The organism is Pseudomonas sp. S2_F07 (assembly GCF_054668325.1).
The window spans coordinates 2093961-2120805 of record NZ_CP162758.1; the positions used below are offsets into that span (position 1 = coordinate 2093961).

Sequence of the window (26845 nt, forward strand, 5' to 3'; positions counted from 1 at the left end):
GGGACTTGATTATGAACTCCGTTTTTATTGTCGACGATCACCCGGTTATCCGCCTTGCCGTTCGAATGTTACTGGAACATGAAGGTTACAAAGTCGTCGGCGAAACTGACAATGGGGTCGACGCCATGCAGATGGTTCGCGAATGCATGCCGGACCTGGTCATTCTCGACATCAGCATTCCAAAACTGGATGGCCTGGAAGTGCTATCCCGATTCAATGCAATGAACACCCCTCTTAAAACACTGGTGCTGACAGCACAATGCCCGACACTTTTCGGTATTCGTTGCATGCAATCGGGTGCATCAGGCTATGTCTGCAAACAAGAGGACATCAGTGAACTGGTCAGCGCCATAAGAGCGGTATTTGCAGGTTACAACTATTTCCCGAGCGAAGCCTTGAACCCCGTCCGCGGAGATGAAACACGCTGCATTGAACTGGAACTGTTCAAGTCGGTAAATGACCGGGAACTGATGGTATTGCAACTTTTTGCCCAAGGTCGCACAAATAAGGAAATCGCCAAGGGCATGTTTCTGAGTAACAAGACCGTGAGCACCTACAAAAAGCGCCTCATGCAGAAACTCAAAGCCAAATCCCTGGTTGAACTGATCGAGATGGCAAAACGTAACGCACTCGTGTGAGAACCTGGATGCCCAGCCGTTTGAAGGTCTATCTGATTCAACTGACCGCAGGTCTATGCGTGAGCACCACGTTGTTCGGCGCACCGGGCAATGAAAACTACACGCTGCTCAGCCGCTCGAAGGTCGGAGCGCTGGAGGTTCGGCTGGATGAATCCCAGCGACAATGGATAACACAAAAAACACAGCTGACGCTCGGTACGTCGGCCCCGGACTATCCACCATTCGACCTGACCACCAGTGGTCGGGACTATGAAGGGTTTACCGCCGATTACGCCGGTCTCCTGGAAAAAGTAACCGGTCTGCCCGTCACGGTTCTGCGTTTCGATTCCCGAGGGGCCGCGATCACTGCGCTGGAGAACGGTGAAGTCGATCTGCTCGGCACCGCCAATGGATTCGAAGCTGGCAACGCCGACATTGCATTGTCCATACCCTATGCCGTCGACCAACCCGTATTGGTGACCCGCGAAGGGGAAACCCGATCCCTCACTGATGGCCTGGCCGGATTGCGCCTGAGCATGGTGTATCACTACTTGCCACTGGCGGAAGTCAAGGCGTTGTACCCGAAGGCGATCATCACGTCCTATCCGTCCTACCAGAATGCGATCAATGCCGTTGCTTTCGATCAGGCGGACGTGTTCCTCGGAGACACCATTTCAACTCACTACATGATCAACAAGGGGTACCTGAACAACATCCGCATGGCCAACTTCGGCAAACATGAAGCCTTTGGTTTCAGCTTCGCCGTCAACCGGAACAATCCCGAACTGCTCGGCATCATCAACGCGATGATCACAGCCATCCCCTCCAGTGAACGAGAAAACATCGCCAAACGCTGGAGCGCCGGCAGCGACATTCTGCTGACCGATCAAAAGCTGCAACTCACTGAGCGGGAAGAACGCTGGCTGAGCCACCACCCGATTGTGCGCGTTGTTGTCAACGAAGCCTTTGCGCCACTGACATTTTTCGATAGCAATGGCAATTTTCGTGGGGTCACCGCGGATTTGCTTGAGCTGATCAGGCTGCGCACTGGCTTGCGCTTTGATATCCAGCGCAGTCGAAGCGATGAAGAGATGATCAAACAGATCAAGGACAACAAGGTCGATGTGATCGCCGCATTACTCCCCAGCGCCCAACGTCAATCTCAACTGAACTTTACCCGCCCCTTTCTGGAAAACTCCTACGTCCTGCTGACCCGCAAAGCCGGAGACAGCCCGGCCAACCTCGCGCAGTTGCAGGACAAGCGCCTGGCCATTGCCCGTGGCAATCCAATCATGGATTACCTGCGCATAGAGTTCCCCCGGATCAAGTTGATCGAAACCCCGGACGCCTTCAGTGCCGTAGAGTTACTCGCCGAGGGCCAGGCAGAGGGCGCAGTGAACTCACTGGTCATTGCCAATTACTTCATTTCCTCGCGGCTGTTCGAGCACACATTGCAAATCAGCACCGCCATCGGCACTGAGCAGGCGGCGTTTTCCCTTGCCACCGCTCTGGACGCCAAAGAGCTGAACGCCATTCTCGACAAGGCGTTGCTGAGCATCTCGCCGGAAGAACTGGGCATCATCAACAGTCGCTGGCGCGGCTATTCGGCATCCTCGCAAAGCACCTGGCGCAACTATCAAAGACTGTTCTACCAAATCGTCATCGGTGCCGGCGTGCTATTGCTGATTTCCATTGCGTGGAACGACTACATGCGACGCCAGATCAAGCAACGCAAGGCCGCCGAGCGTGCGCTGAACGATCAGTTCGAGTTCATGCGATCACTGGTCAATGGCACGCCCCATCCGATCTACGTGCGTGATCGCCAGGGGCTGCTGCAAAGTTGCAACGACAGTTACCTGCAAGCGTTCTGCGCCCGGCGTGAAGATGTCATCGGCAAAAGCGTCATGCAGGGATCGATGAGCAATGTGTTCGAAGCCCGGGAGTACCAGGCCGACTACCAGCGCGTAGTGGCCGAAGGCAGACCGTTGATCGTCGATCGCGAACTGCACATTGGTGGCCGGCGGCTGACGATCTATCACTGGATTCTTCCCTATCGGGATTCCAGCGCAAAAGTGCAAGGCATTATCGGTGGCTGGATCGACATCAGCGAACGGCGGCAACTGCTTGATGATCTGCGTTGCGCGAAAGAACGCGCCGATAACGCCAACCGGGCCAAAAGCACGTTTCTGGCCACGATGAGCCATGAGATCCGTACGCCAATGAATGCAATCATCGGCATGCTTGAACTGACACTCAAGCGTCTTGATCATCAGCACCCGGAGCGTCCGGCCATCGATGTCGCGTACAACTCGGCGAAAGGGTTGCTGGAATTGATCGGCGACATTCTCGACATCGCCAGAATCGAATCAGGACGCTTGAGCCTGAGCCCGGAGCGGGTCAATCCGGGTGAACTTGTGACCTCGGTCGTACGAATTTTCGAAGGCCTGGCCCGACAGAAGGAACTCGAACTGGTGCTGGAGTTTTCATCGGCAAATACGACCTTCGATGTGTTGCTTGACCCATTGCGTTTCAAGCAGGTGCTGTCCAACCTGATCAGCAATGCCATCAAGTTTACCGAACAAGGCCAGGTCCGGGTCATTGTCGAACTGCACCCGGCTACGCAACCTGAGCGTGTGCAAATGCGGGTGCAGGTTCACGACAGTGGCATCGGGATCAGCAAGCAGGATCAACAACGCCTGTTCGAACCCTTCGCTCAGGCTGACCATGCCATGCAATCGGCCGGGGAGGCGCAGGACTGGGGCTGGTGATCAGCCGCAATCTCTGCGAGATGATGGGCGGTAGCCTGCAATTGCGCAGCGAGCCGGGCATCGGCACCCAAGTGGAGGTGTTGTTGCAGCTGGAAACGTTGCCGCTGCAACAGTCGATCCAAGCGGTCGAAACCCAAGTTGTCGTCGCCACAACCCCATTGAATGTTCTGGTAGTCGACGATCACTCGGCCAATCGATTGCTCATGTGCCAGCAGTTGGAGTTTCTTGGGCATCGATTTACCGTCGCGTCCGATGGGCAGGAAGGATTGGAGGCATGGAGAGATCAGCCTTTTGATCTGGTGATCGCCGATTGCAACATGCCGGTCATGAACGGTTACCAGTTGGCCCGCGCCATTCGCCAGCATGAACGCCAACTCCATCGCCCTCCCTGCACCGTTCTCGGCTTTACCGCCAACGCTCAACCGGAAGAAATAAAACGCTGCAAACAGGCCGGAATGAACGACTGCCTGTTCAAACCCCTCAGCCTCGGGGCCTTGGGACAATGGGTGCAAGGCATAAAACCCGGCCAGGCAGCTCCGGCGTTCAGCCTTCACGGTTTGAAACAGCTGACCGGGGGCAACCCGATGTTGAACCGACGATTGCTGAACGAGTTGGTCAGCAGCAACCGCCAGGACCTGCCAACGCTGCTGTCGTTATCCAGCTCCGGGGATACCCAGGCGCTACGGGACATTGCCCACAAAATCAAAGGTGCGGCCCGGATCGTACAGGCCTCCCGCCTGATTGACTGCTGCGAGGCACTCGAAGCCGCCTGCCATGAGGATTTCGATCGCGAAAAAGTGGCCGGATGCTGCAAAGCCATGGAGCGTGCCATGCTCGAACTGGAGGACGCGTTGCTACGTCAGATCGAGCATTACGACGAAGGCAAAATGCCAGAGCCTTAACTATGCTTGGCCCCTCGGCAGTGTGTTGACCATCCTGGAGAAACCCGCAATGCCTGACCCACTGCGCACGGATCCACGCCGGTTTCCGCTGCATGTCCATATCAGCGTGATGTTCACCCTTCTACTGTTGCTGACCGGGACTGCCCTGGGGCTTTTCAACTACCGGCAAACCACACAGATCATCTTGTCCAGCAGTGAAAAACTCTTCAACCGCATTGAGCAGGATGTCCGGCTGGACCTGCACGCGACCTATGACCCCATTCGTCATCTGTTGAGCCTGCTGGCACTCAATCCGGCGGGCCAGTCCCCTGATCTGGAACAACGCCTGGCACTGCTCGAACCGTTCAGCCAGTCACTCGAGGACAACCCCAACCTGGCTTCGCTGTACCTGGGCTACGACAATGGTGACTTTTTCATGGTCCGCCCGCTGCGCACCCCAGCGGTCAAAGCCCTGGTCAAGGCACCGGACACGGCGGTTTACCAGGTCTGGAGCATCGAGCACGACAGCAGCGGCCAGGCCCACTCCCAGTCATTGTTTTTCGACCGGAACCTGGTACTTGTCAGCCGTCAGGACAACCTGAACGATACGTACGACCCACGCAACCGCGCCTGGTTTACCAGCGCCCGCGGCGACAATGACCAGATCACCACCGAACCCTATATTTTCTTTTCCACCCACAACATCGGCACGACACTGGCACGACGCAGCGGCGACAAGGCAATCCTGGCCGCTGACCTGACCCTGGCCGAACTCAGCGCGACCCTGGCCAAGCACGTCGTGACCCCCAACACCGAAATCGTGCTGTTCGATGCCCAAGGCAATGCCATTGCCTACCCCGACAGCCGCAGGCTGATCATCGATGATCAGACGTCCCGCCTGATCAAGGCGGCGGACCTGAGCCCCAGCCTGGGTGCGTTGCTCAACAGTCCCCCTCAGGGCAGTCACCTGAACGCCAGCGGCCGGCAGTGGATCGTGGCCCGCAGCAGCATGCAGGAAGGCGGCCCCCAAGGCCTGCAACTGGCGCTGCTGGTACCGGAGGACGAGTTGCTCGTCGACGCGTACCGGATGCGCTGGCAAGGTGCGCTCATTACCCTGGCAATCCTGCTGTTATGCGTGCCCCTGGGTTGGCTGACGTCGAGAGTCCTGGTCAAGCCCTTGCGCGCCCTGGTGCAGGAGGCCGACGCGATTCGCAGCTTCGATTTCAATTTTCCGCTTTCCCGTCGCTCGCCAGTGCTCGAAGTCGACCAGCTGAGTGTGTCGATGGCACGGATGAAAGACACCCTGGCAAGCTTCTTCCAGATCACAGACAGCCTCAGCGCCGAAACCCGCTTCGCCCCACTGCTGGAACGGGTGTTGTTTGAAACCGTGAAAATCGGTCAGGCCCAGGCCGGCCTGATCTATCTGCGCGAAGGTGATGGCGAGCACATGGAACCTCACGGACTGGTGATCAACAACACCGCCGAGAACCTGCAAGCCTTCGACATCCGCGGACACTCGCTGAAGAATCCGCAAAGCCCCCCATGGCTGCACCAGTTGGCCAATGTCGACACTGTCGTCAGTAACCTGGGTTTCGAGCAGGCAGGTGATCTGCAGAAAATCCTGCTCTCGCTGGAAAGCCCCCGGGTCCATCTGATCGGAATCCGCCTGCACAATCGCCACAACGAAACCGTGGGTCTGCTGGTGTTGCTGTTGGCCGACAGCGGCGAGCAGAGCGATCTGGACAAACTGCGGCCGGACCGCATTGCGTTTCTCCAGGCGGTGTCCGGCGCGGCCGCCGTGTGTATCGAAAGCCAGCGCCTGCAAGCCCGGCAAAAACAGCTGCTGGACGCCTTCATTCAACTGCTGGCCGGCGCCATCGACGCCAAAAGCCCCTACACCGGCGGCCATTGCCAGCGGGTGCCGGAACTGACCCTGATGCTTGCCCAAGCGGCGGCAGACAGCCAGGAGCCCGCCTTCAGCGCTTATCAGCCAACCGAAGATGAATGGGAGGCACTGCACATCGCCGCCTGGTTGCACGATTGCGGCAAGGTCACCACGCCGGAATACGTTGTCGACAAAGCCACGAAACTGGAAACCCTGACCGATCGCATCCACGAGATCCGTACCCGCTTCGAGGTGCTCAAGCGCGATGCCTGGATCAGCTACTGGCAGGCCATTGCCCTGGGCGGTGACGAGCGAGCGCTGGCGGAACTGCGCAATACCAGCCTGGCCGGACTGGATGATGATTTCGCCTTCGTGGCCCGTTGCAATCTCGGCGGCGAAGCCATGGCCGACGCTGATCTGCAACGTCTGCGCCGCCTGGCTGAACGCACCTGGACCCGGACCCTGGATGACCGGTTGGGCGTGTCCTGGGAAGAAAACCGGCGTCAGGCCCGAACGCCCGCCCCAGCCCTGCCCGTCAGCGAACCCTTACTGGCGGACAAACCCGAGCACCTGTTCGAACGCAGCGAAAACGAAGTGATACCGCAGGACAATCCCCTGGGCTTCAAGCTCGACGTTCCGCCCCACAAATACAACCGCGGCGAGCTGTACAACCTGAGCATCGTCCGGGGCACACTGACGAGCGAGGAGCGTTATGTCATCAATAACCACATCGTTCAGACGATCCAGATGCTCAACCATCTGCCATTCCCCGGGCACTTGCGCAGCGTCGCGGAAATAGCCGGCGGGCATCACGAAAAAATGGACGGCAGCGGGTATCCGAAACGCTTGAAGCGAGAAGAGATGAGCCTGCCGGCGCGGATGATGGCGATTGCCGATATTTTCGAAGCCTTGACGGCCGCCGACCGCCCATACAAAAAAGCCAAGACCTTGAGCGAGGCGCTGAGCATCATGGCGTTCATGTGCCGTGATGCCCACATAGACCCGCAGCTGTTCGGGCTGTTCATCAAGGCACAAATCTATTTGCAGTACGCCAGGCGCTTCCTCGACCCTGGGCAGATCGATGCGGTGGACGCCTCCGGCCTGCTGGCCAAGGCCGGCCTGGCGTCTTGATCAGCAGTCGGTCAGGCGCAGGAAAATCGCCGCCAGCTGTTCGATCCCGGCTTGGTCCTGCGCGGTGAAACGCGCAAGTTTCGGACTGTCGAGGTCAAGCACGCCGATCAATCGGCCGTCTTTGACCAACGGCACCACCAGTTCGCTGTTCGAGGCGCTGTCGCAGGCAATGTGACCGGGGAACGCGTGCACATCTTCGACTCGTTGAGTCTGCAGGGTGGCTGCCGCCGCCCCGCAAACGCCACGGCCGAACGGAATCCGTACGCAAGCGATCTGCCCCTGAAACGGGCCCAGCACCAGCTCTTCATGACGGTTGAGGTAGAAACCGGCCCAGTTCAAGTCATCGAGTTGATTGAACAGAAACGCCGAGAATTGTGCGGCATTGGCGATAAAATCCCGCTCGTCCGCCAGCAATGACTCCAGCTGTGCGTGCAGCATGCCGTAGCCTTCGAGGCCCTGGCCGCTCTTTTGTAAATCGATCATGCCTTGTGCTCCAACAGTTTCAGCCCGACCCAATAACGAGCAAATTGATAGGCGCAACGCCCATTGCGATTGCCTCGGCCGGTGGCCCAGCGTACCGCCAGGATGTCCAGTTCCTCGGTGCGCTGCCACGCCAGTCCGGCCTTGCCGGCCAACTGGCCGATCCAGTGCTCGACGACGTCGAGGAAGTGTTCCTGGGTAAACGGATAGAACGACAGCCACAGGCCGAAGCGGTCCGACAGCGCGATCTTGTCTTCCACCGCCTCGCTCGGATGCAGTTCGCCGTCGACCCGTTTCCAGTTTTCGTTGTCACTTTCCTTTTCCGGCACCAGGTGGCGACGGTTGGACGTGGCGTACAGCAAAACGTTGTCCGGCGCCTGTTCCAGCGAGCCATCGAGGACACTCTTGAGCACTCGGTAATCACCCTCGCCCGACTCGAACGAGAGGTCATCGCAAAACAACACGAAACGCTGAGGCAGTTTGCCGATCTGTTCGACCACTCGCGGCAGGTCTGCCAGGTGATCACGTTCAATCTCGATCAAGCGCAATCCGGCTTGAGCGTGCTCAGCCAGCAAAGCGCGCACCAGCGACGACTTGCCGGTGCCGCGTGAGCCCCAGAGCAAGGCGTGGTTGGCCGGCATGCCGTCGAGAAACTGTTGGGTATTGCGCCCAAGCTGCTCGACTTGCCGGTCGACGCCGATCAGGTCCGACAAACGCATGTCGAGGCTGACCTCCAGCGGCATCAGATAACCGCCGCGCGACTCACGCTGCCAGCGCGCGGCCAGGCATTGTGTCCAGTCGATGGTGGGCCGGAAGGCCGGCAGCAACGGCTCGATACGGGCCAGAACGGCATCGGCGCGTTCAAGAAAAGCATTCAATCGGGAATCCACGACTTCTCCTCAGGCACGTTCACAGTAATGATGGTGATACAGCGACGAAACACAGCGTCACACAAGCGGCGGCCCCCGCAGTACAAGCCTCGCGAGAACATCAGCAGGCATGCATGATCGACTATGCTTGAGCAGCGAAAGGAAACCGAAGTGGTTCACCCCCTCATGGACATCAAATTCACCAACCGGCTGTCATTCAAGCAAGCCCGGCTTACTGTGCTGGTCGGTTTCATTCTGGGCACGCTGCTCAGCCTGCTGCAAATAGGCATCGATTATGCCAGTGAAGACGCCTCCATCAATCGTGAAATCCTTTCATTGCTGGAAATCAGCCACAACCCGGCCTCGCGAATCGCCTACAACATCGACGCCGAACTCGCCAAGGAACTGACCCTGGGCCTGCTGCGCTCGCCAGCGATCATCGGCGCAAAACTGACCGACAACAACGGTACCGTTCTGGCCAACGTCAAGCGACCCGGTGTGGAAAACGGTTACCGGATGCTCAGTGACTTCCTGTTCGGCGCCAACCGACAGTTCGAAGACCGGCTTTACCTGGATCATATGCCCAACGAATCCCTGGGTACGCTGCGGCTGAATGTCGATACTTACGCCTTCGGCGACCGGTTCCTGCGCCGGGCCGAAGTGACCCTGATCAATGGCTTCGCCCGCAGCCTGCTGCTGTCCGGCATCCTGCTGGCGCTGTTCTATGTGATGCTGACCAAACCCCTGGTGCGAGTCATCCGTGAACTCAGCGGTCGCGACCCGGGCAGCACCGAATCGACCTCACTGGAGTGTCCCACCGGACACGCCAACGATGAAATCGGCGTGCTGGTCAAGGTTGCCAACCAGCAATTCAAGAACATCGCCACCGAAATCCAGCAGCGGCGCAACGCGGAAAACCGCCTGACCGAATACCTCGGCCAACTGGAAAACATCGTCTCGGCCCGCACTGCCGAACTCAAGGCGATCAACGCGCGGTTGAGCCAATCCAACGAGGAACTGGAAGCCGCCCGCAGTACCGCCCTCGACATGGCCGAAGCCCGCTCGGTGTTCCTGGCCAACATGAGCCATGAAATCCGCACGCCTCTCAATGGCTTGCTCGGGATGATCGCGCTGTCACTCGACGGGCCGCTGAATGCCGAACAACAGCAGCAACTGTCTATCGCCCATGACTCGGGCAAAGTGCTGGTGGAATTGCTCAACGATATTCTCGATTTGTCGAAGTTCGATGCCGGCCAACTCGAACTCGAACACATCCCCTTCGACCTCGGTTCGCTGATCGAAGACACCGCCAACCTGTTGTCGCAGAACGCCGCCCCCAGCGTCGAACTGACCTGCCTGATCGATCCGCATTTCCCGGCACTGGTGCTCGGCGATCCGACCCGGGTGCGGCAGATCGTCAGTAACCTGCTGTCCAACGCCCTCAAGTTCACCCGTTTCGGGCGGGTCGACGTGCGCCTGTCGACGTTCGGCGACGGCGTCAGGATCGAAGTGTGCGACACCGGCATCGGCATCCCCCAGGATGCCCAGGTCAAGATCCTCCAGCCTTTCACCCAGGCCGGCGCCGGTATTACCCGTCAGTTTGGCGGCACCGGGCTGGGCCTGGCCCTGACCTACAACCTTTGCGAAGCCATGCAAGGACGCCTGACGATCAGTTCCGAGGCGGGGTTTGGCAGCCAGTTCTGCGCAGACTTGCCTTTGCCCAGTCATACTCGCGCAATGCCTGCTGTTTCGCTCAAGGGCAAGGTCATTGCCATCACTGCCGCCAGCAGCGGTCTGGGGGAACTGTTGAACAGCCTGTTGCCTGTCTGGGGGCTGGACTATGAACGGCGTTCCATGGATGACCCACTGTTTGGCCTGACAGCCGACGTGCTCATCACCGACTGCCCCGAATGCCTGTTCAATTTGCGCCCCACCCTCAGCGCGCCGATCCTGCTGATCACCGCTTACGGCAACTTCATGCCCAGCGAAGAGGCCAGCGCCCTCGCCCCCCTGCAACAACAGGCCCGCCCCTTGGCCCGCAGTACGCTGCTTCAGACGTTGCAGCGGATCCTGCAACCGCAAACCCACCCGATCAATGAGGCCCGGCTCGACACTCAATGCCCGCTACGCCGCGGACGAGTGCTGTTGGTGGAAGACAACCCGGTCAATCAGTTGGTGGCCAAGGGCATGCTCGGCAAACTCGGCTGTGAGGTCACCACCGCGGCTCATGGCGGCGAGGCCCTGGACCAACTCGAACAACGGGATTTCGACCTGGTGCTGATGGACTGCAACATGCCGGTGATGGACGGCTATGAAGCCAGCCGGCAAATCCGCCGCAACGGACGCTGGCCCCAACTGCCCATTGTTGCCCTGACGGCCAACGCCATGTCGGAGGAGCGTGAACGCTGTCGTGCCGCGGGCATGAGCGACTACCTGGCCAAACCCTTTCGGCGCGAAGAACTGGCCGCCCTGCTGGACCTGTGGATCCCCGCTACGACAACGCCTTGATCTGCCCCAACAGGTGATCGAGGCCATCGCGCAATTCGTTGAGACGATTCAGATCGACCCCGCTGTCGCACAACAGGCGCGCCTTGAGTGGCCCGACCTGGTCACGCAAGGCCGCGCCGGCTGGCGACAGGCTCAGGTGCACTTCACGCTCATCGCGCGCCGAACGCTGGCGTTGCACCAGTTGCAGTTGTTCCAGGCGCTTGAGCAAGGGTGTCAGCGTGCCGGAATCCAGGGCCAGACGCTCGCCCAATGCCTTGACGGTCGGTTGCTCCGGGGCCGCTTCCTGCCACTCCCACAACACCAGCATCGCCAGGTACTGAGGGTAAGTCAGGCCCAACTGATCGAGCATTGGCTTGTAGGCGCGAATCACCGCCCGGGAAGCCGCGTACAGCTTGAAACACAACTGGCTGTCGAGCTTCAGGGAATCGACTGACAAGGTATTCATTTGAGCAGGGCTTCGATCTCGCGGGTCAGGTCCTGCGGCTTGGTCGCCGGAGCGAAGCGCTTGACCAGTTGCCCGTCCTTGCCAATCAGGAACTTGGTGAAGTTCCACTTGATGCCCTGGGAACCCAGCACCCCCGGTGCGCGCTTTTTCAATTGCACGAACAGCGGATGGGCATCGGCACCGTTGACGTCGATCTTTTTGAACAGCGGGAAGCTGACACCGAAGTTCAACTCGCAGAACTCGGAGATCGCCCCTTCATTGCCCGGCTCTTGTTTGCCGAACTGGTTGCAGGGAAATCCGAGCACCACCAGACCCTGGTCCTTGTAGGTCTGCCACAACTCTTCCAGGCCCTTGTACTGCGGAGTGAAACCGCACTTGCTGGCCGTGTTGACCACCAGCACGGCCTTGCCGGCGAAATCCGCCAGGGTCTTTTGCTCGCCCTTGATCGTGGTGCAAGGGATGCTCAGCAGGTTGTCGCTCATGTTTGAGGTTCCGAACGAATGGAAGAAACAACAAAATAGCTAGCAATTTAATTGTGTGCAATTTAATTAATCAAAACACTGACCAACTGTAGAAGCTGCCGAAGGTTCGGGCCGCGTTCGGACGATCTTTTGACCTGGTCTTTCTTGAGGCCAAGAATCAAAAGATCGCAGCCTTCGGCAGCTCCTACGGGGCTCGCATTACTCGCGGGGCACCAGGTCCAGGCATACCGAATTGATGCAATAACGCAGGCCTGTCGGCGGTGGACCATCAGGGAATACATGCCCCAGGTGCGCGTCGCATTTGGCGCAGACCACTTCGGTGCGGATCATGCCGTGGCTGACATCACGGATTTCGGTCATGGCGCTGTCGCCGATCGGCGCGTAGAAACTCGGCCAGCCGCAGCCGGAATCGAACTTGGTCCTGGAGTCGAACAGTGGCTCGCTGCAGCAGATGCAGTGGTAGATACCGTCGGTCTTGGTGGCGTTGTATTTGCCGGAAAACGGACGTTCGGTGCCTTTGAGGCGGCACACGTTGTACTGCTCCGGGTCGAGCATCGCCTTCCATTCTTCCAGGGTTTTTTCCAACTTTTCCATCATCACACCTCAGCGGCTGAAAAAGCCCGATCTGTACCTTTTCCACGGATCGGGCGGCACGTATGATTGCGCCTCGTCAAACGCCAGTCTGGCAGCCAGACCACGCGCATTCAAACGGAAATATGGGTGCTGCATCTCAAGGCGTCAGGCCTGTGTGAATACGCAGGATTCCCAGCACGGTTGCCCAAACGCCGTCTGGATCGTTCATTTTCGGGAACACATCGCCATGCAGGTCAGCAAATCGAACAAGCTCGCCAACGTCTGCTACGACATTCGCGGCCCGGTGCTCAAGCACGCCAAGCGCCTGGAAGAGGAAGGTCATCGCATCCTCAAGCTGAACATCGGCAACCCGGCACCTTTTGGTTTCGAAGCACCGGATGAAATCCTCCAGGACGTGATCCGCAACCTGCCGACCGCCCAGGGCTACAGTGATTCCAAGGGCCTGTTCAGTGCGCGCAAGGCCGTGATGCAGTACTACCAGCAAAAGCAGGTGGAAGGCGTCGGCATTGAAGACATCTATCTGGGCAACGGCGTATCCGAACTGATCGTGATGTCGATGCAGGCGCTGCTCAACAATGGCGACGAAGTGCTGGTGCCAGCGCCGGACTATCCATTGTGGACCGCAGCCGTGAGCCTGTCCGGCGGCAATCCGGTGCATTACCTGTGCGACGAGCAAGCCAACTGGTGGCCGGACCTGGCCGACATCAAGGCCAAGATCACCCCGAACACCAAGGCCCTGGTGATCATCAACCCGAATAACCCGACCGGCGCGGTGTATTCGAAGGAAGTGCTGCTGGGCATGCTGGAACTGGCCCGCCAGCACAACCTGGTGGTGTTCTCCGACGAGATCTACGACAAGATCCTCTACGACGACGCCGTGCACATCTGCACCGCCTCCCTGGCGCCTGACCTGCTGTGCCTGACCTTCAACGGCCTGTCCAAGTCCTATCGCGTGGCCGGCTTCCGTTCCGGCTGGATCGCCATTTCCGGACCGAAACACCACGCCCAGAGCTACATCGAAGGCATCGACATGCTGGCGAACATGCGCCTGTGCGCCAACGTGCCGAGCCAGCATGCAATCCAGACCGCCCTGGGTGGCTATCAGAGCATCAACGACCTGGTACTGCCCCAGGGCCGCCTGCTGGAGCAACGCAACCGCACCTGGGAGTTGCTCAACGACATTCCGGGCGTGAGCTGCGTCAAGCCGATGGGCGCGCTGTATGCATTCCCGCGGATCGACCCCAAGGTTTGCCCGATCCATAACGACGAAAAGTTCGTCCTCGACCTGCTGCTCTCCGAGAAGCTGCTTGTGGTTCAAGGCACCGCCTTCAACTGGCCATGGCCAGACCACTTCCGCGTCGTGACCCTGCCCCGTGTCGATGACCTGGAGATGGCCATCGGACGCATCGGCGGCTTCCTCAAGTCCTACCGCCAGTAAGCGGTCCGTCACCGTGCGATGCCCCCGAACGTCGCACGGTGATTCATCCGGCAACATTTATTTGCATTGGGCCACTGGCCGTCGCTTTGTCGCTACCGGACAGCCCCTTGCCTGCCCACGCCTAACAAAGGCTGGGCCTTCGGCACGAATTGACTGACAAACACTTCCTGCACACTTGTCGGAAATGCCCTGCAAGCAGCTAGACTGTTGCCGTAGGACACAGTTTGAAATAGTCACCCGGTTGAATACCCCGGTGCAGCACCTTATATACCCCGCAGTACGCTACATCTTTAGCTTGAGGAGATTTCTACAACCATGATGCGCATCCTGCTGTTCTTGGCCACTAACCTGGCGGTCGTGCTGATTGCCAGCATCACCCTGAGCCTTTTCGGCTTCAACGGGTTCATGGCGGCCAATGGGGTTGATCTCAACCTCAATCAGCTGCTGATTTTCTGTGCGGTCTTTGGTTTCGCCGGTTCCCTGTTCTCGCTGTTCATCTCCAAGTGGATGGCGAAGATGAGCACCAGCACCCAGATCATCACCCAGCCACGTACCCGTCACGAGCAATGGCTGCTGCAAACCGTCGAGCAACTGTCCCGCGAAGCCGGGATCAAGATGCCCGAAGTCGGTATCTTCCCGGCCTACGAGGCGAACGCCTTCGCCACCGGCTGGAACAAGAACGACGCGTTGGTTGCGGTCAGCCAGGGTTTGCTCGAGCGCTTCTCGCCGGATGAAGTGAAAGCCGTCCTGGCCCACGAAATCGGCCACGTAGCCAATGGCGACATGGTTACCCTGGCATTGATCCAGGGCGTGGTGAACACCTTCGTGATGTTCTTCGCACGAATCATCGGCAATTTCGTCGACAAGGTGATCTTCAAGAACGAAGAAGGCCAAGGCATTGCCTACTACGTGGCAACCATCTTCGCCGAACTTGTTCTCGGCATCCTGGCCAGCGCCATCGTCATGTGGTTCTCGCGCAAGCGCGAATTCCGTGCCGACGAAGCCGGTGCAAACCTGGCCGGCACCGCCGCGATGATTGGCGCCCTGCAACGCCTGCGGGCGGAACAAGGCCTGCCGGTGCACATGCCCGACACACTGAACGCCTTCGGCATTAACGGTGGCATCAAGCAAGGGTTCGCCCGCATGTTCATGAGCCACCCGCCACTGGAAGAGCGTATCGACGCTCTGGCTCGTCGTCGGGGCTAAGAGACTTCACAGCAAAAATGAAAAGGCCCGCAGCGATGCGGGCCTTTTTTTGCGTGTTCAAAAGCTTCAGTGCTTTTCAGGGCCTCTTCGCGGGCAAGCCCGCTCCCACAAGGAATCGCGGTCAAATGTGGGAGCGGCGGTGCGACGATTCGACTTGCTCGCGAAGAGGCCAGTACTGCTAACCGTTCCTACCGACTGGAAACCCGATACACACGCTCCTCCAGCCGCGTGACACCCGCCTCCAGGAATTTCCCGCTCTCGCTCAACACATCCTGATCTTCCAGGATCTTCAGCGCCCATGAGTCCCCGAACAACCGTCGCACCTCTTCATCGAGTACGGCAAACGGCGGACCGGGCATTTGCGCCTGGTCGTAATCCAGGGTAATCATCAGGCCAAGGGACTCCTTCGGCAGAATCCGCTTCAAATGGGCGGCGTAGCGCTCGCGCATTTGCGCCGGCAACGCGATCAACGCCGCGCGATCATAAAGCGCGGAGCAATCGGCAACGTCGCCTGCCGTCAGCTCGAAGAAATCGCCGCACCACAGCTCAATGGAACCTGCCCGATAAACCTTGAACGGCCCCTGCTCGCTAACGGCCGGATCAAAGCCATGTTCGCTGAAAAACTCCTCGACGGCTTTTTCCGACAGTTCGACTCCCAAGACCTCATGGCCTTGATGGGCGAGCCATAGCAGATCCAGGCTTTTTCCACATAACGGCACCAGCACGCGCGCGCCTTCTTCAAGGCTCAACGCTGGCCAGAACCGTTTCAGATAAGGGTTCACCTGTGGCAGGTGAAAGCCGATCTGGTTCGCCGCCCACTTCTTGTGCCAAAACTCCGGCTGCATAAATAACCCCGAAAATTCGATCAAAACACCCTAAAACTTATATTAGATTTAGATTAATGATCTGACTGAAGATGTTGCATCTTAACTCTCAGGAGCTCATTCATGTTCCCCAGCCTGTACATATCCCACGGCTCCCCCATGCTCGCCCTGGAACCCGGCGCCAGCGGGCCGGCACTCGCCCGCCTGGCCGCCGAATTACCGAAGCCCAAGGCCATTGTGATTGTTTCCGCACACTGGGAAAGCAATGAGCTGCTGGTCAGCGGCAATCCACAACCGGAAACCTGGCATGACTTCGGTGGCTTTCCCAAAGCCCTGTTCGAAGTCCAGTACCCGGCTCCCGGCGACCCACGACTCGCCGCAGAGGTTGCCGAATTACTGAAAACCGCTGGCTTTGCAGCACGTATCGACAGCAATCGACCTTTCGACCATGGCGTCTGGGTGCCTTTATCGCTGATGTACCCGCAGGCAGACATCCCGATTGTCCAGGTTTCATTGCCCACCCGTGGCGGTCCCGCCCTGCAGACCCGTGTTGGTCACGCGCTGGCCAGCCTGCGCGAGCATGGCGTGCTGCTGATCGGCTCCGGCAGCATCACTCACAACCTGCGGGAACTGGACTGGCATGCCGGCCCCGAGAGCGTTGAACCCTGGGCCCGGGCATTTCGCGACTGGATGATCGAAAAACTCGCCGCGAACGACGAAGACGCGCTGCACGACTATCGCGCGCAGGCGCCAAACGCTGTACGCAATCATCCGAGTGATGAGCACTTGTTGCCGTTGTATTTTGCCCGCGCTGCCGGGGGGCCGTTCAGCGTTGCCCATCAGGGGTTCACCATGGGGGCATTGGGCATGGACATCTATCGCTTCGGTTAGCCAATAAGGCAAAAGATCGTCCGAACGCGGCCCGAGCCTTCGGCAGCTCCTACGGAGGAATGTGATCCCATGTAGGAGCTGCCGCAGGCTGCGATCTTTTTTACAGGCATAAAAAATCCCCGAACCAGTCGGGGATTTTTCATGTTCGATCAATCAGCCCGAGAGCGGATCAATCTTCGCGGTAGCGACGCAGCTTCAACTGCTTGCCGGCAACGCGAGTGTCCTTCAGCTTGGTCAGCAACTTCTCCAGACCATCTTCCGGCAACTCGACGAGGCTGAAGCTGTCACGCACCTGGATGCGACCGATCGCTTCACGCGCCAGGCCACCTTCGTTGAGGATGGCGCCCAGCAGGTTCTTGGCAGCGATACCATCACGCGCGCCCAGCGCGGTACGGCAACGTGCACGGCCTTCGCCCAGTGGCATCGGAGCACGACGCTCGCGGTCGCCACGCTCAGGACGATCACCGGAACGCTCTGGACGATCGCCACGCGGTGCATTGTTCGGCACCAGTGGACGTTCTTTCTCGATAGCGGCCAGGTTCAGCGCTTGACCGTTGGTTGCCTTGCGCAGCAGGGCTGCGGCCAGGGCACGCGGGCTGCAACCGATGTCGGCGGTCAGGCGATCAAGCAGATCACCGTGAGTCGATTCGGCCTCGGCCACCAGCGGCGACAGGCTGTTGGTCAGTTTCTTGATGCGCGCATCCAGAACGGCTTGAGCGTCCGGCAGACGAACTTCAGCAACCTTTTGACCGGTTACACGCTCGATCACTTGCAGCATGCGGCGCTCACGCGGAGTCACCAGCAGCAGCGCACGACCTTCGCGACCGGCACGGCCGGTACGGCCGATACGGTGAACGTAGGACTCCGGGTCGTACGGCATGTCAACGTTGAACACGTGAGTGATGCGCGGAACGTCCAGGCCACGAGCAGCAACGTCGGTCGCCACAACGATGTCCAGACGGCCATCCTTGAGGGAATCGATCACGCGCTCACGCTGGTTCTGGGCGATGTCACCGTTCAGCGCAGCGGCTTTGTAGCCTTTGGCTTCCAGGGCACTGGCCAGATCCAGGGTCGCTTGCTTGGTACGCACGAACATGATCAGGGCGTCGAAATCTTCCACTTCCAGCAAGCTGAGAACGGCCGAAGTCTTCTGGTCAGCGTGAACCAGCAGGTGAGCCTGCTCGATCGCGGTAACGGTCTGGGTCTTGGTCTGGATCTTCACGTGTTGCGGATCGCGCAGGTGGCGTTCGGCAATGGCGCGGATCGACTGCGGCAAGGTGGCCGAGAACAATACGGTCTGACGGGTTGCAGGCAGAGCCTTGAAGATAACTTCCAGGTCGTCCATGAAACCCAGCTTGAGCATTTCGTCGGCTTCGTCGAGAACCAGGTGGTTCACGGTCGCCAGTACTTTTTCGTCGCGACGCAGGTGGTCGCACAGACGGCCCGGAGTGGCGACAACGATCTGTGCGCCATTACGGATTGCTTTCAGCTGTGGGCCCATCGGCGCGCCGCCGTAGACAGCCACAACAGTTACGCCCGGCATTTGCTTGGCGTAGGTTTCGAAAGCGGTTGCAACTTGTAGCGCCAACTCACGAGTTGGTGCCAGGATCAGGGCTTGCGGTTCGCGCTTTGCAGGATCGATGCGATGCAGGATTGGCAGGGCGAACGCAGCGGTTTTACCCGTACCGGTTTGCGCCTGACCAATCATGTCGTGACCGGCCATGATGATCGGGATCGATTGCTGCTGAATAGCCGATGGCTCTTCGTAGCCAGTCGCGGTGACGGCTGCAAGAATATTCGGATTAAGATTAAAAGCGGCGAAGCCGCCGGTTTCCTGGGTCATGGGTCTGCCTCTAAGTGCATCCGCAAAGACCCATGCTCCAAAGCTGCGCGTGCCGTGTTGAGACTCAAGAGTCGCCCTGGCAGCTTTGTCGGCGGGGATTTGCGAAAACGAATGAATGAAAAGAATCGTCAAGGGAGAGTCCGCAGTACGGACGTGCAGCCGAAGCTGGCTTCGGGGAATTGCTCTACCTAAACGCGGCCCGGCTAAAGGCCGGCGCGCACTATACCGGAATTTGCCCAAAAAGGGAGCTTTTTTTATCGGAAATCCACCGGATACGCCGTTGTGTCACAGGCTTTGCGAATAATCGGTCAGCCGTCTACTTTTCAAAGGCCCGGCCTTGCGGGTGATGGCGCTAAAACGGTTCACCCTTTGCCGTGCAGACCGCCGGTCCGGCACGCCCTTCCCACCCCGAGGATCGCTCCATGAATCAGCCCAGCTCCAGTCGAGTCAGCCGCGAACGGCATGGCCACGTGTTCCTGATTGGTCTGGACCGGGTGGCCAAGCGCAACGCCTTCGATCTCGACCTGCTCAACGCATTGAGCCTGGCCTATGGCGAGTTCGAAGCCGACAGCGAGGCGCGGGTGGCGGTGGTGTTCGCTCATGGCGAGCACTTCACCGCCGGGCTCGACCTGGTCAATGCCAGCGTCACACTGGCAGATGGCTGGCAGGTTCCGCCCGGCGGCTGTGATCCGTGGGCGGTGTTCGCAGGTCCCGGGGTCAGCAAACCGGTGATCGTCGCCGCCCAAGGCTACTGCCTGACCATCGGCATCGAATTGATGCTGGCCGCCGACATCAACCTGTGCGCCAGCAATACCCGGTTTGCACAAATGGAAGTGCAACGGGGAATCTTCCCGTTCGGCGGTGCGACCCTGCGCCTGCATCAAGTCGCCGGTTGGGGGAACGCCATGCGCTGGTTGTTGACCGGTGACGAATTCGACGCCCGTGATGCCTTGCACCTGGGTCTGGTGCAGGAGGTCATGGCCAGCGAGGACTTGCTGCCCCGGGCGATTGAACTGGCCGAACGGATCGCCCGCCAGGCACCGCTTGGGGTTCAGGCGACACTGATGTCGGCGCGACAGGCCCGATATGAAGGGGAAACCGCGGCGGCAAAGGCGTTGCCGCTGCTGGTCAAGAAGTTGATGGCCAGCGAGGACGTCAAGGAAGGTGTGCGGTCGATGGTGGAGCGGCGGCCCGGAGTGTTCAAAGGTTGCTGAAAATCTGCGTAGGAGCTGCCGAAGGCTGCGATCTTTTGATCTTCAAAGATCGCAGCCTTCGGCAGCTCCTACAGGGGAATCTGTGCTCCTCAGGTGGCCGGGCGAATGCACTTGATCAACGAGTCCAGCGAATACCCCAACCGCGGCGCCAGCCCTTCGGCGCGGGCGATCAGGCCGTCCATGTCCAGTTCCTGGTCCAGCTCCGACGGCACGATCAGAATCACGTTGCCCTCCTTCACCGGCAGCTCCCAGTAATGTCGGTGGTATAAACCGCGCAACAAGGCGGCGCCCAGGGGTTTGCCATCGTCGGTAGCCCACTGATTGATGACCAGCCAGCCCCCGGATTCAATCGCTTCTGGCAGTTTTCCAGAAAGCTCCAGGCCAGATGACCGACACCCGGCCCGACGTCGGTATAAAGGTCGACGAAAATCAGGTCCGCCGACTCAGCGGTGTCCAGCAGCTCCAGCGCATCGCCAACACGGATGTACAGGCGCGGATCGTCATCCAGCCCCAGATATTCAATGGCCAGGCGCGGTACATCCGGGCGCAGTTCGATGGCTTCGACATCTTCCAGCGGCAGAAACTTGAGGCAAGCCTGAGTCAGCGTCCCGGCGCCGAGGCCGAGAAACAGCGCACTTTCCGGTTGCTGGTGGCACAGCGCTCCGATCAGCATCGCCCGGGTGTAGTCGTACTCGAGCCAGCTCGGGTCGGCCGTGAACACGCAGCTTTGCTCGATGGCATCACCGAACTCGAGAAAACGGTAATCGGCCACTTCCAGCACGCGAATCACGCCGAACTCGTCCTGTACCTCGGCGAGCAGATGCTCGACGCGCTCCTCAGTCATTTCATCTCCTGATCGTCACCGGGGCCGGCAACGCAATAACACCGCGCGTGGAGAGCGGCAAAGGCGAGATTGTCGGCGAAGCGACGGGAACAGGTCACGCACTAATTTGCTGATAACATGGACGTCCGAGCGAAAACACTAGAGACCGTGATGAGCCAACCCTGGAGCCCTGACAGCTGGCGCGCCCTGCCGATCCAGCAACAACCCCGATACCCCGACGCCGCGCATTTGCAGCAGGTCGAGCAGACCTTGGCCAGCTATCCGCCGCTGGTGTTTGCCGGCGAAGCCCGGGAGTTACGCCGTCAGTTTGCCGAGGTGACCCAGGGCCGCGCGTTTCTGTTGCAGGGTGGTGACTGCGCCGAAAGCTTCGCCGAGTTCTCCGCGGCGAAAATCCGCGACACCTTCAAGGTGTTGTTGCAGATGGCAATCGTGATGACCTTTGCCGCCGGCTGCCCGGTAGTCAAGGTCGGGCGCATGGCCGGGCAGTTCGCCAAACCCCGTTCGGCCAATGACGAAACCATCGATGGCGTGACCTTGCCCGCCTACCGTGGCGACATCGTCAACGGCATCGGCTTCGACGAAAAAAGCCGCGTGCCGGATCCGGAGCGCTTGCTGCAGTCCTACCACCAGTCCACCGCGACCCTGAACCTGTTGCGCGCCTTCGCCCAAGGCGGTTTCGCCGACCTGCACCAGGTGCACAAGTGGAACCTGGACTTCATCGCCAACTCGGCGCTGGCCGAGAAGTACAGCCACCTGGCCGATCGCATCGATGAAACCCTGGCGTTCATGCGCGCCTGCGGCATGGACACCTCGCCGCAGTTGCGCGAAACCAGTTTCTTCACCGCCCACGAAGCGCTGTTGCTGAACTACGAAGAAGCCTTCGTGCGTCGCGACAGCCTGACCAACGATTACTACGACTGCTCGGCCCACATGCTGTGGATCGGTGACCGCACCCGCCAGCTCGACGGTGCCCACGTCGAATTCCTGCGCGGGGTGAACAACCCGATCGGGGTCAAGGTCGGCCCGAGCATGAACCCCGACGACCTGATTCGCTTGATCGATGTGCTCAACCCGGACAACGACCCGGGCCGCCTGAACCTGATCGCGCGGATGGGCGCTAACAAGGTCGGTGATCACTTGCCGCAGCTGATCCGCGCCGTCCAGCGTGAAGGCAAGCAGGTGCTGTGGAGTTCCGACCCGATGCACGGCAATACCATCAAAGCCAGCAGCGGCTACAAGACCCGCGACTTCGCGCAGATCCTTGGGGAGGTGAAGCAGTTCTTCCAGGTGCACGAAGCCGAAGGCAGTTATGCCGGTGGTATCCACATCGAGATGACCGGGCAGAACGTGACCGAGTGCATCGGTGGCGCGCGGCCGATTACCGAGGATGGCTTGTCGGATCGCTACCACACCCATTGCGATCCGCGGATGAATGCCGATCAGTCGCTGGAACTGGCGTTTTTGATTGCTGAGACACTGAAGCAGGTTCGACGCTAGATTTTGCTTGTCTGATAGACCGCCATCGCGAGCAAGCTCGCTCCCACAAGGGTCCGCGTTCGCCCAAACAACTCGGTCAACTGTGGGAGCGAGCTTGCTCGCGATGACGTCAGATCAAACACCGCCAATTTGTGTGAATGCCTCCCGCAACCTTGCCGCACTCGCCCGCGGGCAATTGAGCTGAACCTGCGCCAGCCCAAGCCAATCCGCCATCTGCCGCAGATTGACCGCCAACGCCAGCATCCCTTCCTCATCCAGCCCCGCGTCCTCTTCATGCACCGCATGCACTGCCAGACGGCCCGCAGCCCGTTCCGCGCGAAGATCCACCCGTGCTGCAATCCGTTCGTTGTGCAAAAACGGCAGGACGTAATAGCCGTACACTCGCTTGTCTTGCGGTGTGTAGATCTCCAGCCGATAGCGAAAATCAAACAGCCGCTCGGTCCGGCTGCGCTCCCAGATCAGCGAATCGAACGGTGAGAGCAATGCACTGGCGACGACTTTGCGCGGCACTTTCGGCTCGGGCAGACAATAGGCCGGTTGCCGCCAGCCCTGGACTTCGCAGGTCAGCAATTCCCCGGCCTCGACCAACTCGGCCAAACGTGGACGACTGTCCCCGGGGTTCAAGCGGAAATAGTCACGCAAGTCTTTCTCCGTACCGACTCCCAAGGCCGTTACCGCATGCCGCAACAGGCCGCGCTGGGCCTCGCCTTCACTCAGGATGGGGTGCGCAAGCACCGCCCGGGGAATCACCCGCTCCGGCAGATCGTAGAGCCTTTCGAATCCGCGCCGTCCGGCAACGGTCAATTCACCGGCAGCGAACAACCATTCCAGCGCATGCTTTTCCGCACTCCAGTCCCACCAGGAGCCGGCCCGCTCCTGACGGGTCGACAGACTTGCGGCCCCCAACGCACCCTGCTCCTCGACCGAAGCCAGCACCCGGCGAATGGTGTCCTGCTGTTCACGGCCAAAGCGCGCCAATTGCTGATAGATGTCTTCGCCACGGCTCGCACGCTGCATGCGCCAACGCATCAAGGGGTACATGGAAAGTGGCAACAACGAGGCTTCATGGCCCCAATACTCGAACAACGTACGGCGCCGGCCCTGGCTCCAGGCAGCCTGGTCGAGCAAATCGGATGAGTAATTGCCGAGGCGGGAAAACAGCGGAAGGTAGTGCGAACGCACCAATGCATTGACCGAATCGATCTGCAGAATGCCCAGCCGTTCGATCAGGCGATTGAGCGCAACTGCCTTGATCGCCGCTGACGACGACCGCCCGTTGAACCGTTGGGCGGCCAGCGCCAGACGCCGAGCCTGTTTGAGGGTAAAGGACAACGTTGCGGGCATGGGTGCCTCCTTGTCTGCTCGCAACCTACCTCACCGGTAAGGGGTTTGTGTAGCGTGGCATTCATCATTTATGCATCGGGTCATTCCAGAACGGCTTGATCGACTCGTTCTCCACATCCGCACGGCTCATGCCGATGTCCTTGAGTGCTTCGTCGCTCAAGCTCGCCAGCAGTTCGCGCTCGCGATGCAGTTCGTACCAGCGGCCGACCTTGTGCAGCAGATCGGATATCACGTGAATCGAGTGTTTTTCTGATCCCTGGAACTCGTGTTGACCTTTCATCTTGTTGCCCTCCGTTTGGATGGATCCAGTCTCGCGCCGGGTCTAAGATCAATCCAACGAATGTTTCTGATGTCACATATCTCGGAGATTGATGGATGTCCGCCTACCCGAGTATCGATACCGAAGTGTTGCGCACCTTCGTCGCCATCGCCGACCAGGGCGGCTTTACCCGCGCCGGCGAAATCGTCAACCGCACCCAGTCTGCCGTCAGCATGCAGATGAAACGCCTGGAAGAAGATGTGCTGCAGCGCCAGTTGTTCCAGCGCGACGGGCGGCAGGTGCGACTGACGGCCGAAGGCCAGGTGTTGCTCGGCTATGCACGACGCATCCTCAAGCTGCACAGTGAGGTCTTCAATACCTTGCGTGAGCCCGACATGGTCGGCACCGTGCGCATCGGCACGCCGGACGATTATGTGATGCGGTTCCTCCCGGGGATCTTGCGCCGGTTTGCCCAGTCTTACCCGCTGATTCAGATAGAAGTGCACTGCGAATCATCTAAACAACTGCTGATGCGCCAGGATCTCGACCTGTCCATCGTGACCCGCGAACCGGGCAGCGAAATCGGCCAGTTGTTGCGCAAGGAACGTTTTGTCTGGGCCCAAGCGCAATGCTACAGCGCTCATGAGCAGACACCGCTGCCGCTGGCGATGTTCAACAGTGATTGCTTCTGCCGACTGTGGGCCTGCAATGCCCTGGATGCCCGGGGGCGCGATTACCGGGTGGCGTACAACAGCGACAGCCTGTCGGCGATCATGGCGGTGGTCAGCGCCGGCCTGGCCGTCACGGCACAACTTGAAAGCCTGATCACCGCTGACATGCGCATCCTCGGTGAGGCCGAGGACCTGCCGCTGCTGCCCGAGGCCAGCATCATGCTCGTGCGCAACCTGCATAACCCGTCGCCCATCACCGAGTGCCTGGCCGAGCACATCGTCGAAGGCTTCAAACTTTGAAGGCGAGCATCACCGCACAGAACACCAGGAACCCGCAAAACAGCCCACGCAGCAGCCGCTCGGGCAAAGCGTGGGCAACCTTCACCCCCCAACTGATACTCATCAACCCACCGACCGCCAAAGGTAAGCCGATCACCCAGCTGACCTGATGGTGCGCGGCGTAAGTCACCAGCGTCACCCCTGTACTCGGCAAGGCAAGCGCCAACGACAACCCCTGTGCAACCACCTGGCTGGTGCCGAACAGACTGGTCAGCACCGGCGTCGCCACCACCGCGCCCCCCACGCCGAACAACCCGCCCATCGTGCCGGATGCAGCGCCAAGCACGCCCAGCCAGGGCCATGAGTAGTTCATCTGCGAGGTCGCCGGAGCGCTGGCGGCGAACATGCGAACAAGGTTGTACGCCGACAGCGCGATCAGGAACGCGACAAAACCAATGCGCATGGTTTGCGCATCAATGCCCACCGCCCAGATCGACCCGAGCCAGGCGAAGCAGAACCCCATGATGGCCAGCGGTAGCGCGTGGCGCAGTTCGATCCGGTTGCGCTGATGATAGCGCCACAGCGCCAGCATCACGTTCGGCACCACCATCACCAGCGCCGTGCCTTGGGCTATCTGCTGATCGAGCCCGAACAGCACGCCCAGCAGCGGAATGGCGATCAGTCCGCCGCCGATGCCAAACAACCCGCCGAGCGTGCCCAACGCCGCGCCGAACACCAGATACATCAAGAACTCAATCACAGTATTTTCCCCGTTGCCGTCAGGCCTTTGATCCTACGCAGTTGCTGCTGGCGCGGAAACGCACAGCAACGCACAATGGCTGTGCCAAATTCGCACAAGCGCAAACCTGCCATGAACCCCAATCAGCTGACCGACCAACTGGCCTTGTTCCTCGATGTACTGGAAACCGGCAGTTTTTCCGCCGCCTCGCGCCGCCATCCGCTGACCCCTTCGGCCGTGGCACGGCGTATCGACAGCCTGGAAAGCGCAGTCGGCAGTCAACTGTTCCTGCGCAGCACCCATGCGGTACGCGCCACCCCGGCGGGATTGGCCTTTGCCGAGCGCGCACGGCGGATCGTCGCCGAATTGCGCCTGGCCCGGGCCGAGGCCGTGTCCCTGAGCAGCGCGCCGGAAGGCCTGATTCGTATCGATGCGCCGGCAGCCTTTGGGCGCCGGCACCTGGCACCGGTGATTGCCGATTTCCTGATGCTCTACCCCGGGCTCGATGTACAACTGCACCTGATCGACAGCTTCGTCGACATGCAGGGCCTGAACCTCGGCAAGGTCGATCTGGTATTGCGTGCCGGGCAATTGGCCGACACCCGGCTGGTAGCCACGCCCCTGGCGAGCATGGTGCGTATCGCCTGCGCCAGCCCTGATTATTTGCGGCGTCGCGGCGTGCCGAGCGAGCCGTCACAGCTGATTGAACACGACGGGCTTGACTGGGATGGCCTGGCTCCCCCCTTCGCCTGGCGTTTCGAGCGCGGCGGGCAAATGCAGTTGCACCGGCCGGCGCGGATCCGCATGAGCGCCAACAATGCCGAGGCGCTGGTGTGCGGCGCATTGGCCGGACTGGGTATCGCGCATCTGCCGACCTGGCTGGCCAGCGAGTACCTGTTGCGCGGTGAGTTGCTGCCGCTGTTCTGCGACAGCGGCCTGCCGAAACCGGAAAGCGCCGGCATCTATGCCTTGCGCCTGGAACAGCAGCCTAACTCCCGCAGTCGCTTGTTGCTGGAGTACCTGAAAACCCGTTTCAGCCCCGTTCCGCCCTGGGATCTGGTGCTGCAAACCCATTTGCAGTTGCACTGATCAAAATTATCTGGCGCATTAAAGATTCGCCCGCTAGATTCTTCAGA

20 protein-coding genes and 2 pseudogenes are annotated in these 26845 nt (G+C 59.8%); 11 read left to right on the plus strand and 11 right to left on the minus strand.

Translation table 11 applies throughout. The annotated features are described in order from the left end of the window. Positions 1 to 11 precede the first annotated feature (11 nt). The 3 genes and pseudogenes from AB4O40_RS09240 (at position 12) to AB4O40_RS09250 (ending at position 7282) form a co-directional block, all read left to right on the plus strand. Positions 12 to 638, plus strand: a complete 627-nt coding sequence (locus tag AB4O40_RS09240; RefSeq protein WP_056727435.1) for a response regulator transcription factor — start codon at positions 12 to 14, stop codon at positions 636 to 638. A gap of 8 nt (positions 639 to 646) precedes the next feature. Further along, positions 647 to 4287 (plus strand): annotated as a pseudogene (locus tag AB4O40_RS09245) (transporter substrate-binding domain-containing protein). Between the two features lie 49 nt (positions 4288 to 4336). Then, entirely contained in the window at positions 4337 to 7282 is a 2946-nt protein-coding gene (locus AB4O40_RS09250; RefSeq protein ID WP_460054857.1) for an HD domain-containing phosphohydrolase, read from the plus strand. On the opposite strand, the gene AB4O40_RS09255 is transcribed toward AB4O40_RS09250, so the two are convergent. After that, positions 7283 to 7765: a GAF domain-containing protein gene (locus tag AB4O40_RS09255; RefSeq protein ID WP_056727094.1), complete on the minus strand. Its 483-nt coding sequence runs from the start codon at positions 7763 to 7765 to the stop codon at positions 7283 to 7285. Continuing rightward, complete coding sequence (locus tag AB4O40_RS09260) at positions 7762 to 8652, minus strand: ATP-binding protein (RefSeq protein ID WP_056727095.1); 891 nt, start codon at positions 8650 to 8652, stop codon at positions 7762 to 7764. Before AB4O40_RS09260 ends, AB4O40_RS09255 begins: the two co-directional genes overlap by 4 nt. A 123-nt stretch (positions 8653 to 8775) precedes the next feature. On the opposite strand from AB4O40_RS09260, the gene AB4O40_RS09265 reads away from it, so the two are divergent. After that, positions 8776 to 11139, plus strand: coding sequence for a hybrid sensor histidine kinase/response regulator (locus AB4O40_RS09265; protein WP_056727096.1), 2364 nt, complete (start codon positions 8776 to 8778; stop codon positions 11137 to 11139). Here the strand turns inward: AB4O40_RS09265 and AB4O40_RS09270 are convergent. The 3 genes from AB4O40_RS09270 to msrB form a co-directional block, all read right to left on the minus strand. Next, complete coding sequence (locus tag AB4O40_RS09270) at positions 11123 to 11584, minus strand: MarR family winged helix-turn-helix transcriptional regulator (RefSeq protein WP_223541075.1); 462 nt, start codon at positions 11582 to 11584, stop codon at positions 11123 to 11125. The genes AB4O40_RS09265 and AB4O40_RS09270 overlap by 17 nt on opposite strands. Beyond that, positions 11581 to 12066, minus strand: coding sequence for a glutathione peroxidase (locus tag AB4O40_RS09275; protein WP_056727098.1), 486 nt, complete (start codon positions 12064 to 12066; stop codon positions 11581 to 11583). Before AB4O40_RS09275 ends, AB4O40_RS09270 begins: the two co-directional genes overlap by 4 nt. A 198-nt stretch (positions 12067 to 12264) precedes the next feature. Beyond that, on the minus strand, positions 12265 to 12660 hold the full coding sequence (msrB, locus tag AB4O40_RS09280; protein ID WP_046043423.1) for a peptide-methionine (R)-S-oxide reductase MsrB: 396 nt from the start codon (positions 12658 to 12660) through the stop codon (positions 12265 to 12267). 226 nt (positions 12661 to 12886) lie between these two features. On the opposite strand from msrB, the gene AB4O40_RS09285 reads away from it, so the two are divergent. Together AB4O40_RS09285 and htpX are read left to right on the plus strand one after the other, a co-directional pair. Further along, complete coding sequence (locus tag AB4O40_RS09285; RefSeq protein WP_007973513.1) at positions 12887 to 14098, plus strand: pyridoxal phosphate-dependent aminotransferase; 1212 nt, start codon at positions 12887 to 12889, stop codon at positions 14096 to 14098. A gap of 315 nt (positions 14099 to 14413) precedes the next feature. Beyond that, positions 14414 to 15304, plus strand: a complete 891-nt coding sequence (gene htpX / locus AB4O40_RS09290; protein WP_007973520.1) for a protease HtpX — start codon at positions 14414 to 14416, stop codon at positions 15302 to 15304. A gap of 188 nt (positions 15305 to 15492) precedes the next feature. On the opposite strand, the gene AB4O40_RS09295 is transcribed toward htpX, so the two are convergent. Further along, positions 15493 to 16149: a thiopurine S-methyltransferase gene (locus AB4O40_RS09295; protein ID WP_056727099.1), complete on the minus strand. Its 657-nt coding sequence runs from the start codon at positions 16147 to 16149 to the stop codon at positions 15493 to 15495. A gap of 102 nt (positions 16150 to 16251) precedes the next feature. Between AB4O40_RS09295 and AB4O40_RS09300 the strand changes: the two genes are divergently transcribed. Next, a complete protein-coding gene (locus tag AB4O40_RS09300; protein WP_056727100.1) occupies positions 16252 to 17019 on the plus strand; it encodes a DODA-type extradiol aromatic ring-opening family dioxygenase in 768 nt (255 codons plus the stop codon). A gap of 169 nt (positions 17020 to 17188) precedes the next feature. On the opposite strand, the gene AB4O40_RS09305 is transcribed toward AB4O40_RS09300, so the two are convergent. Continuing rightward, positions 17189 to 18862, minus strand: a complete 1674-nt coding sequence (locus AB4O40_RS09305) for a DEAD/DEAH box helicase (RefSeq protein WP_034150150.1) — start codon at positions 18860 to 18862, stop codon at positions 17189 to 17191. 422 nt (positions 18863 to 19284) lie between these two features. Between AB4O40_RS09305 and AB4O40_RS09310 the strand changes: the two genes are divergently transcribed. Then, positions 19285 to 20076 (plus strand): crotonase/enoyl-CoA hydratase family protein, encoded by a 792-nt coding sequence (locus AB4O40_RS09310; protein WP_460054848.1) that lies wholly within the window; start codon positions 19285 to 19287, stop codon positions 20074 to 20076. Positions 20077 to 20165: 89 nt separating this feature from the next. On the opposite strand, the pseudogene AB4O40_RS09315 reads toward AB4O40_RS09310, so the two are convergent. Further along, a pseudogene (locus tag AB4O40_RS09315) lies at positions 20166 to 20920 on the minus strand (spermidine synthase). 150 nt (positions 20921 to 21070) lie between these two features. Between AB4O40_RS09315 and AB4O40_RS09320 the strand changes: the two are divergent. Next, positions 21071 to 22417 carry a class II 3-deoxy-7-phosphoheptulonate synthase gene (locus AB4O40_RS09320; protein ID WP_056727104.1) on the plus strand — a complete coding sequence of 449 codons (1347 nt, stop codon included), beginning with the start codon at positions 21071 to 21073 and terminating at the stop codon, positions 22415 to 22417. 114 nt (positions 22418 to 22531) lie between these two features. On the opposite strand, the gene AB4O40_RS09325 is transcribed toward AB4O40_RS09320, so the two are convergent. Both AB4O40_RS09325 and AB4O40_RS09330 read right to left on the minus strand, forming a co-directional pair. Next, positions 22532 to 23761 (minus strand): winged helix-turn-helix domain-containing protein, encoded by a 1230-nt coding sequence (locus AB4O40_RS09325; RefSeq protein ID WP_460054845.1) that lies wholly within the window; start codon positions 23759 to 23761, stop codon positions 22532 to 22534. A 64-nt stretch (positions 23762 to 23825) separates the two neighbouring features. After that, positions 23826 to 24041, minus strand: a complete 216-nt coding sequence (locus AB4O40_RS09330) for a DUF1127 domain-containing protein (RefSeq protein ID WP_008049076.1) — start codon at positions 24039 to 24041, stop codon at positions 23826 to 23828. A 95-nt stretch (positions 24042 to 24136) separates the two neighbouring features. On the opposite strand from AB4O40_RS09330, the gene AB4O40_RS09335 reads away from it, so the two are divergent. Continuing rightward, positions 24137 to 24991, plus strand: coding sequence for a LysR substrate-binding domain-containing protein (locus tag AB4O40_RS09335; protein ID WP_056727106.1), 855 nt, complete (start codon positions 24137 to 24139; stop codon positions 24989 to 24991). On the opposite strand, the gene AB4O40_RS09340 is transcribed toward AB4O40_RS09335, so the two are convergent. After that, positions 24981 to 25715, minus strand: a complete 735-nt coding sequence (locus AB4O40_RS09340; protein WP_056727107.1) for a sulfite exporter TauE/SafE family protein — start codon at positions 25713 to 25715, stop codon at positions 24981 to 24983. The two genes, AB4O40_RS09335 and AB4O40_RS09340, sit on opposite strands and share 11 nt — an antisense overlap. Before the next feature lie 126 nt (positions 25716 to 25841). Here AB4O40_RS09340 and AB4O40_RS09345 point away from each other — a divergent pair, with 126 nt between their 5' ends. After that, the gene (locus AB4O40_RS09345; RefSeq protein WP_056727437.1) at positions 25842 to 26798 is read left to right on the plus strand and encodes a LysR family transcriptional regulator; all 957 of its coding nucleotides are present in this window, start codon (positions 25842 to 25844) and stop codon (positions 26796 to 26798) included. Positions 26799 to 26845: the final 47 nt, after the last annotated feature.